12 protein-coding genes are annotated in these 12,254 nt (G+C 68.9%); 10 read left to right on the top strand and 2 right to left on the bottom strand.

What is annotated here, in order from left to right:
• Nucleotides 1-63 precede the first annotated feature (63 nt).
• The 3 genes from pyrH (at nt 64) to B842_RS08320 (ending at nt 2,292) form a co-directional block, all read left to right on the top strand.
• A complete protein-coding gene (gene pyrH / locus B842_RS08330) occupies nt 64-750 on the top strand; it encodes a UMP kinase (RefSeq protein ID WP_373277281.1) in 687 nt (228 codons plus the stop codon).
• A 53-nt stretch (nt 751-803) separates the two neighbouring features.
• A complete protein-coding gene (frr, locus tag B842_RS08325) occupies nt 804-1,361 on the top strand; it encodes a ribosome recycling factor (RefSeq protein WP_040086098.1) in 558 nt (185 codons plus the stop codon).
• 61 nt (nt 1,362-1,422) lie between these two features.
• Complete coding sequence (locus B842_RS08320) at nt 1,423-2,292, top strand: phosphatidate cytidylyltransferase (protein WP_082028415.1); 870 nt, start codon at nt 1,423-1,425, stop codon at nt 2,290-2,292.
• On the opposite strand, the gene B842_RS13455 is transcribed toward B842_RS08320, so the two are convergent.
• Nucleotides 2,289-2,708 (bottom strand): LapA family protein, encoded by a 420-nt coding sequence (locus B842_RS13455; RefSeq protein ID WP_082028414.1) that lies wholly within the window; start codon nt 2,706-2,708, stop codon nt 2,289-2,291. The genes B842_RS08320 and B842_RS13455 overlap by 4 nt on opposite strands.
• 92 nt (nt 2,709-2,800) lie before the next feature.
• On the opposite strand from B842_RS13455, the gene rlmN reads away from it, so the two are divergent.
• Genes rlmN through B842_RS08300 form a run of 3 tightly spaced genes read left to right on the top strand, consistent with a single transcriptional unit; the run spans nt 2,801 to nt 6,237 of the window.
• Nucleotides 2,801-3,898: a dual-specificity RNA methyltransferase RlmN gene (rlmN, locus tag B842_RS08310; RefSeq protein ID WP_040086097.1), complete on the top strand. Its 1,098-nt coding sequence runs from the start codon at nt 2,801-2,803 to the stop codon at nt 3,896-3,898.
• An 18-nt stretch (nt 3,899-3,916) separates the two neighbouring features.
• Nucleotides 3,917-4,708 (top strand): ABC transporter ATP-binding protein, encoded by a 792-nt coding sequence (locus B842_RS08305; protein WP_040086096.1) that lies wholly within the window; start codon nt 3,917-3,919, stop codon nt 4,706-4,708.
• Nucleotides 4,705-6,237 (top strand): hypothetical protein, encoded by a 1,533-nt coding sequence (locus B842_RS08300; RefSeq protein WP_040086095.1) that lies wholly within the window; start codon nt 4,705-4,707, stop codon nt 6,235-6,237. Before B842_RS08305 ends, B842_RS08300 begins: the two co-directional genes overlap by 4 nt.
• Before the next feature lie 63 nt (nt 6,238-6,300).
• On the opposite strand, the gene B842_RS08295 is transcribed toward B842_RS08300, so the two are convergent.
• Complete coding sequence (locus B842_RS08295; protein WP_040086094.1) at nt 6,301-6,723, bottom strand: DUF2631 domain-containing protein; 423 nt, start codon at nt 6,721-6,723, stop codon at nt 6,301-6,303.
• A gap of 111 nt (nt 6,724-6,834) precedes the next feature.
• On the opposite strand from B842_RS08295, the gene dxr reads away from it, so the two are divergent.
• From dxr to B842_RS08275, 4 genes are read left to right on the top strand one after another with little or no spacing between them, the layout of a single operon-like run.
• The gene (gene dxr / locus B842_RS08290) at nt 6,835-8,010 is read left to right on the top strand and encodes a 1-deoxy-D-xylulose-5-phosphate reductoisomerase (protein WP_245631327.1); all 1,176 of its coding nucleotides are present in this window, start codon (nt 6,835-6,837) and stop codon (nt 8,008-8,010) included.
• An 8-nt stretch (nt 8,011-8,018) separates the two neighbouring features.
• A complete protein-coding gene (locus B842_RS08285; protein ID WP_040086093.1) occupies nt 8,019-9,230 on the top strand; it encodes a M50 family metallopeptidase in 1,212 nt (403 codons plus the stop codon).
• 10 nt (nt 9,231-9,240) lie between these two features.
• On the top strand, nt 9,241-10,398 hold the full coding sequence (ispG, locus tag B842_RS08280; RefSeq protein ID WP_040086092.1) for a flavodoxin-dependent (E)-4-hydroxy-3-methylbut-2-enyl-diphosphate synthase: 1,158 nt from the start codon (nt 9,241-9,243) through the stop codon (nt 10,396-10,398).
• Nucleotides 10,399-10,445: 47 nt separating this feature from the next.
• Nucleotides 10,446-12,254, top strand: coding sequence for a penicillin-binding transpeptidase domain-containing protein (locus B842_RS08275; protein ID WP_052437826.1), 1,809 nt, complete (start codon nt 10,446-10,448; stop codon nt 12,252-12,254).

The following is a 12,254-nucleotide window of genomic DNA, read 5'->3' as shown; positions in this document are numbered from 1 at the left end:
GAAGGAGACCGCACGGTGACCACCGCTGACACCAACCCCGGACGGACCAGCTACAAGCGCGTCATGTTGAAGCTCGGAGGAGAGATGTTCGGCGGTGGTGAGGTCGGCATCGATCCGGACGTCGTCGAGAATGTCGCCCGCCAGATCGCCGAGGTGGCGAAGACCGGCGCGGAGATCGCCGTGGTCATCGGCGGCGGCAACTTCTTCCGTGGCGCCGAGCTGCAGCAGCGTGGCATGGACCGCGCCCGCTCCGACTACATGGGCATGCTGGGCACGGTCATGAACTGCCTGGCCCTGCAGGACTTCCTCCAGCAGAAGGGCGTGGACTGCCGTGTGCAGACCGCCATCAACATGGCCCAGGTCGCCGAGCCCTACCTGCCGCTGCGTGCCGCCCGTCACCTGGAGAAGGGCCGCGTGGTCATCTTCGGTGCCGGCATGGGCATGCCGTACTTCTCCACCGACACCACGGCCGCACAGCGTGCCCTGGAGATCGGCTGCGACGTCCTCTTCCTGGCGAAGGGCGTGGACGGCGTGTACTCCGACGACCCGCGCACCAACCCGGACGCGGAGCTGTACACGGAGATCACCCCGCGTGAGGTCATCGAGAAGGGTCTCAAGGTCGCCGACGCCACCGCCTTCTCCCTGTGCATGGACAACAACATGCCGATCCTGGTGTTCAACCTGCTCACCGACGGCAACATCGCCCGGGCCGTGGCCGGGGAGCAGATCGGCACTCTGGTCACCTCCTAGCCGCATCCTGGTAGATTGATGCAGGTAAAAACACTGTAGAAAGGCGTTTCACCATGATCGATGAGATCCTCCTCGAGTCCGAGGACCGCATGACCCACACCGTCGAGCACACCCGTGAGGATCTGACGACGATCCGTACCGGCCGTGCGAACCCCGCCATGTTCAACGGCGTCATCGCCGAGTACTACGGTGTGCCGACCCCGATCACCCAGATGGCGACGATCTCCGTGCCGGAGCCGCGCATGCTCATCATCAAGCCCTACGAGATGAGCGTCATGCAGGAGATCGAGAACGCCATCCGTAACTCGGACCTGGGCGTCAACCCGACCAACGACGGTCAGGTGCTGCGCGTGACCATCCCGCAGCTCACCGAGGAGCGTCGCCGCGACATGGTGAAGATCGCCAAGGGCAAGGGCGAGGACGGCAAGATCGCCATCCGCAACATCCGCCGCAAGGGCATGGAGCAGCTGAAGAAGCTGCAGAAGGACGGCGAGTTCGGCGAGGACGAGGTGCAGACCGCGGAGAAGGAGCTCGACAAGGTCACCCAGGGCTACGTCGCCCAGATCGACGATCTCGTCGCCCGCAAGGAGGAGGAGCTGATGGAGGTCTAGGACCTCCCTCTCCTCCTCCCCCTCTCCATCCCCTCACATCCACACCCACAGGAGGCTCCAGGTGAGCGAAGCGAAGTTGGGCCACCTGCCGAAACCGAGGAACAACCCCGGTCGCAATCTGCCCGTGGCGATCGGCGTCGGCGCCGTACTCGGTGGACTCTCCCTCCTGGCGGTGTGGATCGGCCCCGTCGGCTGGTACCCCCTGGTGGCCGCGGCGGTGGCCGTCGCCACGTGGGAGGTCGTGGCCCGCCTCCGGGAGCACAGCTACCACATCCCCCGGATGCCGATGCTGCTGCTCGGGCAGCTCATGGTGTGGCTGTCCTGGCCCTTCGGCACGACCGGACTGGTCGCGGCGTACGTCGCCGCGGTGCTGTCCATCATGTTCGGGCGGCTGTTCTACCACGGGCGGACGACACCGCCCCAGAACTATCTGCGCGACACGGCGATGTCGATCTTCGTGCTCACGTGGATCCCCCTGTTCGCCAGCTTCGCGGCGATGCTCTCCCTCATCTCCTCCGACGGGGTGTCGGGCAGCCTGTACATCATCACGTTCATGCTGTGCGTCGTCGCCTCCGACACCGGTGGCTTCATCGCCGGCGTCATGTTCGGCTCACACCCCATGGCCCCGGCGGTCAGCCCGAAGAAGTCGTGGGAGGGTTTCGCGGGTTCCGTCATCGGCGGTTCCGTCACCGGTGCGCTGACGGTGTCCCTGCTGCTCGGACACGAGTGGTGGATCGGCGCGATCATGGGCGTCGGCCTGGTGATCTGTGCGACGCTGGGCGACCTCGTCGAGTCCCAGTTCAAGCGGGAGCTGGGCATCAAGGACATGTCGAACCTGCTGCCCGCACACGGTGGCCTCATGGACCGGCTCGACGGCATGCTGCCCTCGGCCATGGTCACGTGGCTCGTGCTCAGCGTGCTGGGCAGCTAGCCGCGTGCCTTGCGCTGCCGCTTGACCTGGCGGCGCAGCTCCAGCATGCGCACACCGCCGACGAGCGCCATGATGAGCGCGCCCGTGATGGCGGCGAAGAGGTAGGCGATGCCGGCGGGGAACTCGAAGGTCCACGTGAGGACGTTGAGCTCCACCTGCTGCTGGTTCTGCAGGATGAACACCAGCAGGGCGATGAGCAGCAGCGCGCCGATGATGAGCGCCGCCCAGGTGCCGCCCGCCAGGGAGCTCTTCACCTTGGTCTCCACGACGGTCTCGGTGACCGGTCCGCGGGAGGTCTCCTCCGCGTAGACGTCCCGGTGCTCGTCGAGGTGGGCGGGCATGGGTTCGTCGCGGACGGCGGGGACCTGATCGGGGCTCATGTCGTAGACGGGGTCGGTCTCGTTTGATCGTGTCATACCATCATTCAACGCTGTGCATGCGAGTTGCGCCACGGAAATGAGTCAACAACTGGATAACACCTGGCCCGACGTGCAAGGATGGGTGCATTATGGCTGAACCCGTGACCCTCCAGTTCTCCGCGCCCAAGCGGGGCATGCCGCCGACCCACTTCGCCGATCTCACCCCCGGGGAGCGCGTCGAGCGCATCACCGACCTGGGGCTGCCCAAGTTCCGTGCGGACCAGATCGCCCGCCACTACTACGGCCGCTTCGAGGCCGACCCCTCGACGATGACCGACCTGCCCGCCGCGGCACGGGAGACCATCACCAAGGAGCTCTTCCCGACCCTGCTGAACCCGGTCCGTTCCATCGAGACCGACGACGGGGACACCACCAAGTCGCTGTGGCGCCTCAACGACGGCACCCTCCTCGAGTCCGTGCTCATGCGTTACCCGGACCGGGCGACGCTGTGCATCTCCTCGCAGGCCGGCTGCGGCATGGCCTGCCCGTTCTGCGCCACCGGCCAGGGCGGCCTGGACCGTAACCTCTCCACCTCGGAGATCGTCGACCAGGTGCGCGCCGCGGCCGCCGCGATGGAGGCCGAGGACTCCCGTCTGACGAACATCGTGTTCATGGGCATGGGTGAGCCGCTGGCCAACTACAAGCGCGTGATCTCGGCGGTCCGGCAGATCACCCAGCCGTCGCCGCAGGGTTTCGGCATCTCCCAGCGCAACGTCACCGTCTCCACGGTGGGTCTGGCGCCGGCGATCCGCAGGCTGGCAGACGAGGACATGTCGGTGCGTCTGGCCGTGTCCCTGCACACCCCGGACGATGAGCTGCGCGACACCCTCGTGCCCATCAACAACCGCTTCTCCGTCCAGGAGGTCCTCGACGCGGCCCGTTACTACGCCGACAAGTCGGGTCGTCGCGTGTCCATCGAGTACGCCCTCATCCGGGACATCAACGACCAGGACTGGCGTGCCGACATGCTCGGCAAGAAGCTCCATAAGGCGCTGGGCCCGAAGGTGCACGTCAACCTCATCCCGCTCAACCCGACCCCGGGCTCGAAGTGGGACGCCTCCCCGAAGGAGCGCCAGGACGAGTTCGTCCATCGCGTCATCGCCCAGGGCGTGCCCTGCACGGTGCGCGACACCCGTGGCCAGGAGATCGCCGCAGCCTGCGGTCAGCTGGCGGCCGAGGAGAGATAGCGTCGCTATCTTGGGGGCATGAGTGTTCCACACCTGCCCCCGCTCGCCCCCGACCCCACCACGCAGGCCCTCGCCGTCCGTGACCTGACGAAGGCCTTCGGACAGCAGCTGGCCGTCGACCGGCTGTCCCTGGACATCCCCCGTGGATCGATCTACGGCATCGTCGGCCCGAACGGGGCCGGCAAGACGACCATGATCAGCATGGTCGCCGGACTCTCCCGTCCGAACGCGGGCCGCGCGTGGGTGGCGGGCCATGACGTCTGGGAGGAGCCGCTCCCCGCGAAGCGGGCGATGGGCCTGCTCGTCGACGGCGTCCCCGTCTTCGACCGTCTCTCCGGCCGCGAGTACCTCAGCTACCTCGGCGGACTGCGCGGCATCCCGGAGGAGGAGGTGGAGCGACGTTCCACGGAGCTTCTCGACGCCCTCAACCTCACCGAGGCCGGCCCGAAGTTCATCGTCGACTACTCCGCCGGCATGACGAAGAAGATCCTGCTGGCCGGTGCGCTGCTGCACGGCCCGGAGATCCTCATCCTCGATGAGCCCCTGGAGGCCGTCGACCCGGTGTCGGGGCGGCTGATCCAGCAGATCCTGCGTCGGTACGCGGCCGGCGGGGGCACGGTGGTGCTCTCGAGCCACGTGATGGAGCTGGTGGAGGGCCTGTGCGACCATGTCGCCATCATCCACCAGGGACGGGTGCTCACCGCCGGGCACGTCGACGAGGTGCGTCAGGGAGCCAGCCTGGTGGACACCTTCGTCGGTTTCGTCGGCGGCGGGGACCTCGACGACGAGACCCTGGGGTGGTTGCGGTGACCGGACTTCTGCTGCGGATGCACCGCACCCTGTGGCGCCGTTCGATGAAGGACAACCCGGCGGCGACGATCATGACGGCGCTGATCCTCATGTACGCACTCATCGGGCTGGTCAGCCTGGGGGTGAGCATCTGGATGCTGCCTGCCGGGGACCGTGCCTGGGCGGTGGCCGGCATGATCGGGCTGGGCACGCTGGCCTTCGTCGCGGTGGCCGTCATCATCCCCTCCGGCGAGTCGCAGCTGAGCCCCGCGGACTTCGCGACACTACCCGTCACCGACCGTGACCTCTTCCCGGCGTTGGCGTGGTCGACGCTGCTCAACACCCGGGGCGCGACGGCGGTCCTGGCCACCGTGCTGGCCACCGTCGTCGCCGTGTGGCTCAGCAGCCCCCTGTGGCTGCTGGCCATGCCCGTCGCCCTGGTCGTGACGCTGCTGCTCGGCGAGGTGTTCCGCATGGTCAGCGCCGGATCAGGCCGGGTGTCCTCGGAGAGGATGAACATTCTCAGCGGCGCGCTCGTCGTGGCGATGATCCTCGGCTTCAACATGCTCATGTCCTTCGGCCTGGAGAACATCCCCCTCGACCGCATCGGCCGCATCCTCGCCTGGACCCCGGTCGGGGCGCCCGCCGGCGTCGTCGCCGCGCTTCTCGACGCCGCCTGGCTCACCGCCGCCGCCCAGCTCGCCATCGTGGTGGCCACCCTCGTCCTCGGCGTGCTCTGGTGGCGGCGGGTGATCGCCCGCCGCCTCGACGCCCCGCTGGACGGGGTGACGCGTGAGGAGGTGGGGGAGCGTCGCGAAGGAGTCCTGCTGCCGGGGCTGCCCTACAGTCCGGGGACGATGATCTACTCGCGGGGCGTGCGCTACTTCCGCCGTGACCCGCGCATGGTCGGCACGGTGGTGTCCTTCCCGCTCATCGCGCTCGTGCTGCTCGGGCAGGGCGTGTTCTTCGACGAGTTCATGCTCTACATGGGCATGGTCTTCCTGGCCCTCATCTCCGGTTCGCTGGCCAGCAACGACTTCGGCTACGACGGTCCCGCCACGTGGGTGCACGTCGTGGCCGGGGTCCCGACGCGGACGCTGCTCCTCGCGCGGCACCTGGCGCAGCTCACCCCGATGCTGGCCCTCGTGCTGTTCGTCGACGTCGCCGCGGTCATCCTCGCCGAGGACACGGCCCGCGCGCTGCTCGTCGCCGTGATCTCCCTCGGCCTGCTGATGTCGGCGGCGGGGCTCGCGCTGCTGCTCACCACCTACAACCCCTTCCCGACGGCCCGGCCCGGCACCAGCCCGTGGGCGGACAAGTCCGGTTTCTCCGGGGCGGCCTTCACCGCCGCCTTCGCCGCGCTGCTCACCGGCTGGATCCCGGCGGCCCCCGGCGCCGCACTCGTGGTCTTCGGGTGGACCGTCCCGGGCGTCCTCCTGGCGCTGGCGCTGCCGGCGCTGTTCTACCTGGGGAGCCTGCGGCTGGCGACACGACGCGTGGAGAGCCACCTCCCGGAGATCTACGCCAGGGTCGAACGCTGGGTGAATTAGCTCACACCCGGGATCAGGCACGAAAAAACCGCCCCTCACGAGGGGCGGTTGACTCGGTGCGGCTTAGGCGTCCAGCTCGCGCAGGTGCTGCACGCGGGACGGCTCGATGTTGAGCGAACGCAGCTGGGAGTCGGAGAGCTTGGCGTAGGTGCCGGAGAGCGTCTTCTGGTTGTAGGTCCAGTCCGGCTCCTTGTGGCCGACCGGCTGGTTACGGGCGGACAGGGTGCGGACCTGGTTGAGCTTCGGCTCGAACAGGTGGATGAGCAGGCCGATCGCGATCAGAGCGGCGATGGTGAGCAGCCAGATGGTCTCAACGTGGCCCTCGTGGTTACCGAAGTTGTAACCCAGCAGGATCAGAACCGAAACCCAGCCTGCCACCTGGACGGTGGTGCGGGAAAGCTCGCTCCAGCCGAAGGCGGCGGAAGGCACGTCCAGGGTGGAGGTTCCGCTGTGGACCTCAGGCACGATCTCGTGGGAAGCAGCCACGTTGTTCTCCTTGTCATGGAAGCATGTTTAACTTGCCCCATATCTTTGCACATAGTTCCCCCAGGTGCGACAAAACACCCCCAAGAGTTGCGCAGTGACAGAATAGGGGCCGTGACTACATCCGGTGTTTCCCCCAGGCGCATTCTTCTTCTCGGTTCGACGGGGTCGATCGGCACGCAGGCCATCGAGGTCGTCGTCGCCAATCCGACCCTCTTCGAGGTCGTCGGCATCGCGGCGGGAGGCTCCGATCCCGGCCTCGTCGTGGAACAGGCGCGGCTGCTGAATCTGGCGCCGGAGCGCGTGGCCGTGGCGGGGGAGCGGGCCGCGGAACAGGTCTCGGCGGCCCTCGGCGGGGCCGTCATCGCCGGGGCGGACGCCGCGGAGCGCCTCGTGCGCAGCGTCGAGGCGGACACCGTGCTCAACGCCCTGGTGGGCTCCCTCGGCCTGGCGGCCACGCTGGCGACCATCGAGTCAGGTGCCGTCCTGGCGCTGGCGAACAAGGAGTCGCTCGTCGCCGGTGGTGACCTCGTCATGGCGCAGGCCGCGCCCGGCCAGATCGTGCCCGTCGACTCCGAGCACTCCGCCATGGCCCAGTGCCTCCACTCCGGCACGGAACGCGAGATCGACCGCCTCGTCCTCACCGCCTCCGGGGGGCCCTTCCGCGGCCGCACCCGGGAGGAGATGTGGGACGTCACCCCGGAGCAGGCCGCCGCGCACCCGACGTGGTCGATGGGGCAGATGAACACGCTGAACTCGGCGACGCTCATCAACAAGGGGCTCGAGCTCATCGAGGCCACCCTGCTCTTCGACATCCCCGCCGAGCGTATCGACGTCACCGTGCACCCCCAGTCGATCATCCACTCCATGGTCACCTTCACCGACGGCGCGACGATCGCCCAGGCCTCGCCGCCGTCGATGAAGCTGCCCATCGCGCTGGCGATGGACTGGCCGCGCCGCGTCCCCGGGGCCCAGCCGGCGCTGGACTTCACGCGCGCCCACGACTGGCGTTTCGAGCCGCTCGACGACACCGCCTTCCCCGCGGTGCAGCTCGCCCGCGACGTCGCGACGCGGCGGGGCACCTTCCCGGCGGTGTACAACGCGGCGAACGAGGAGGCCGCCGCGGCCTTCCTGGCGGGCCGGATCCGGTTCCCGCAGATCGTCGACACCGTGGCCGAGGTGCTCGCAGGGGCCGACCAGTTCGCTGGTGTACCGTCTAGCGTCGACGACATCCTGGCGGTCGAGAGTGAGGCCCGGGCCCGGGCCAACGCGATCGTCGACAAGCTCTAAGGAGATCAGTGGGCGCCTACCTGCTCGGCGTGGTCCTGTTCGCCCTCGGCATCGCGGTGACCATCGCCCTGCACGAGGCGGGCCACATGTTCACGGCCCGCGCGTTCGGGATGCGGGTGCGCCGCTACTTCATCGGTTTCGGCCCGACGGTGTGGTCGGTGAAGCGCGGGCACACGACCTACGGCGTGGCGGCCCTCCCCTTCGGTGGTTTCTGCGACATCGCGGGCATGACTGCGCAGGACCCCGTCACGGCCGAGGAGGCCCCGCACGCCATGGTGAACAAGCCGTGGTGGCAGCGGGTGGCGGTGCTCTCGGGCGGCGTCATCATGAACATGATCGTCGGCGTGCTCATCATCTACGGCCTGGCGGTCACCTCCGGACTCCCGAACCCGCACGTCGACACCACGCCCACCGTCGGGGAGGTCTCCTGCGTCTCCGACCAGACCGGCCCCGAGACGCTCGCGGACTGCACCGGCACCGGCCCCGCCGGGGAGGCCGGGGTCCTGGTCGGTGACCGCATCGTGGCGCTCGACGGTGAGCCCGTGGAGAGCTTCGTGCAGCTGCGTGACACTGTCCTCGGGAAGCCGGGGGAGGACGTCGTGTTCACCGTCGAGCGCGACGGCCGCACCCTCGACGTCACCGTCCCCGTCGCGCCCGTGACGCGTCTCGACACCGCCGGCAACCCGGTCACCGCCGGTGCCGTCGGCCTGAGCAGCGCGCCCCTGGAGAACCTCTGGGTCTCCTACGGCCCGGTCGCCGCCGTCGGGGCCACCGCCGCCTTCACCGGCGACCTCTTCGAGGCCACCGTGCGCGGGCTCGCCAGCTTCCCCGCCAAGATCCCCGGCGTCGTGGCCTCCATCTTCGGCGCCGAGCGGGACATGGAGGGCCCCATGAGCGTCGTCGGCGCCTCGCGCGTCGGCGGTGAACTGGTGGAACGCTCCCTGTGGAACATGTTCTGGATGATGCTCGCCTCGCTGAACTTCTTCCTGGCCCTGTTCAACCTCGTGCCGCTGCCGCCGCTCGACGGCGGGCACATCGCCGTCGTGCTGTGGGAGAAGGTGCGTGACTTCTTCCGCCGTCTGCGGGGCCTCGCCCCGGCCGGTCCCGCCAACTACGAGAAGCTGCTGCCGATCACCTACGCGATGGCGGCGCTCCTGCTCACCGTGGGCATGCTCGTCATCGTCGCTGACGTGGTCAACCCTGTCCGGCTGTTCGGCTAGAGTTGTCCGCATGAACATCGGACTTGGTATCCCGTCCACCCCGCCGCCCACCCTGGCACCCCGCCGCAAGACCCGCCAGCTGATGGTCGGCAACGTCGGAGTCGGCTCTGATCACCCGATCTCGGTGCAGTCGATGACGACCACCAAGACCCACGACATCAACGCCACGCTCCAGCAGATCGCCCAGCTCACGGCCGCCGGCTGCGACATCGTGCGGGTCGCCTGCCCGAAGACGATCGACGCGGAGGCGCTGCCGGTCATCGCGAAGAAGTCCCCGATCCCGGTGATCGCGGACATCCACTTCCAGCCGAAGTACATCTTCGCCGCCATCGACGCCGGCTGCGCCGCCGTGCGCGTCAACCCCGGCAACATCAAGGAGTTCGACGGCCGCGTCAAGGAGGTCGCCAAGGCGGCCGGTGACGCGGGCATCCCGATCCGCATCGGCGTCAACGGCGGCTCCCTCGACGCCCGCCTCATGAAGAAGTACGGCCGCGCGACCCCGGAGGCCCTCGTCGAGTCCGCGCTGTGGGAGGCCGGCCTCTTCGAGGAGCACGGCTTCGGCGACATCAAGATCTCCGTCAAGCACTCCGACCCCGTCGTCATGGTCGAGGCCTACCGCCAGCTCGCCGAGCAGTGCGACTACCCGCTGCACCTCGGCGTGACCGAGGCCGGCCCCGCCTTCCAGGGCACCATCAAGTCCTCCGTGGCCTTCGGAGCGCTGCTGTCCCAGGGCATCGGCGACACCATCCGTGTCTCCCTGTCCGCCGACCCGGTGGAGGAGATCAAGGTCGGTGACCAGATCCTCCAGTCGATGAACCTGCGCCCGCGCAAGCTCGAGATCGTCTCCTGCCCCTCCTGCGGCCGCGCACAGGTCGACGTGTACAAGCTCGCCGAGGAGGTCACCGCCGGCCTCGAGGGCATGGAGTTCCCGCTGCGCGTCGCGGTCATGGGCTGCGTCGTCAACGGCCCCGGCGAGGCCCGTGACGCCGATCTGGGTGTCGCGTCGGGCAACGGCAAGGGCCAGATCTTCGTCAAGGGTGAGGTCATCAAGACCGTGCCGGAGTCCCAGATCGTCCAGACCCTCATCGAGGAGGCCATGCGCATCGCCGAGGAGCAGGGCCTCGAGCAGGTCGAGGGCGCCAAGGCGGAGGTGAAGGTCACGCACTAGGGCGAGTCCTGGGCGTCGACAAGCAGAATGCCTGTTAACCTGCGCACATGAGAGGGACTGCACGCAGTATCACGGGGGGCTTCGTCGTGCTCGGACTGGTGTCCGGGCTCGTCGCGTGCACACCGAAGCCGGTTGACGCGACGCCCACGGCGGAGGAGTTCCTCGCCGCCCTCGCGGCGCGGGACCTCGACGGCGTGGCGGAGGTCATCGACCTGCCCACGACCGCCCGCGAGGTCATCGACTCCACCTGGGACGGCCTGCAGGCCGAGGGACTCACCGCGACGCTGGGGGAGGTCGAGGTCCGTGAGAACCTGGCGACCGCGCAGTACACCCTCGACTGGCAGCTGCCGCGCGACCGCCACCTCACCTACGACACCACCCTCACCCTCACCAAGACCGACGAGGACTGGACCGTCCGCTGGCAGCCCAGCCTCCTGCACCCGCGGCTCGGCGCAAACCAGCACCTCGAGCTGCGCCCCGTGCCGGCGGGGAAGGCCAGCGTCGTCTCCTCCGACGGCGTGGAGATCCTCCAGCCCGGCACGATGTACCGCATCCTCGTCGACCTGGGCAAGGTCAGCGACGTCCGGCCCGTCGCCGCGCGCATCGCCGCCGCCGTGCCGCGTCTCGACGCCGCCGCCCTCTCCGAGGAACTCTCCCGCGCCGCAGGCGTCTACTCCGTCGCGCTGGTCGACCAGGCTGACGGCCCGCGTGTGGCGGAGGAACTGGCGGACATCGAGGGGATCATCGTCAACGACGAGGCCGCCATGGTCAACCGCGACCCCTCCTTCGCGCCCGACATCATGGCGCGCGTCTCCGCGATCGTCGCCGACGAACTCGACGGCGCCAACGGCTGGCGCGTCACCGCCGTCAACCCGCACGGCGCCACCATCGACGACGTCGAGTACCACGGGCCGCAACCCGCCCCCGCCGTCCGTGTCGGCCTCGACCACGACATCCAGCTGGCCGCCCAGCAGGCCGTCAACCTGCGGGCGGACATGCAGGCGATGATCGTCGCCATCCGCCCCTCGACCGGGCAGGTCCTCGCGGTCGCGCAGACGAAGGCCGCCGACGAGAAGGGCGACATCGCCCTGTCCGGCCAGTTCCCGCCCGGCTCCGTGTTCAAGATCATCACCGCCGTCGCCGGCATGCAGGAGGAGGGGCTGGGCGTCGACTCGATCGTGCCGTGCCCCGGCTCGATGAACATCTACGGGCGCATCGTCAACAACTACAACCAGTTCTCGCTCGGCAGCGTGCCGCTCGAGCGGGCCTTCGCGTCCTCGTGCAACACCACCTTCGCGGACATCTCGACGCGGCTGGAGCCGGGGGAGCTGGCGGACGTCGCGAAGCAGTTCGGCCTCGGTCTCGACTTCCACATCCCCGGGCTGTACACGGTGACCGGCTCCGTCCCCGAGGGCGAGACCCCCCTCGACCGCACCGAGGCCGGCTACGGCCAGGGCCTCGACCTCGCCAGCCCCTTCGGCCTGGCGCTCGTCGCCGCGACCGCCGCCCGCGGGGAGACGCCCCTGCCCGTACTCATCGACGGCCACGAGACCACCGTCTCCGAGGACGTCCCCGCCCCCGACCCGGTGGCCATCGAACAGCTCCAGCGGATGATGCGTTCCGTGGTCACCTCCGGCACCGCCCGCGGCATGCAGGCCGGCGGCCAGATCCACGGTAAGACCGGTGAGGCCGAGATCAACCAGGGCTCCCACGCCTGGTTCGCCGGCTACCGCGACGACGACATCGCCTTCGCCACCCTCGTCGTCCTCGGCGGCGGATCCGAGACCGCCGTGGCCATCACCGACCACATGTTCATCACCCTGGACCAGATGCGCGCAGAGAGAGCGCTACCATGA

Source organism: Corynebacterium humireducens NBRC 106098 = DSM 45392 (assembly GCF_000819445.1).
Taxonomy (GTDB): domain Bacteria; phylum Actinomycetota; class Actinomycetes; order Mycobacteriales; family Mycobacteriaceae; genus Corynebacterium; species Corynebacterium humireducens.
The sequence above is the reverse complement of the archived record's forward strand: the minus strand, read 5'-3'. Positions and strand labels throughout refer to the sequence as shown.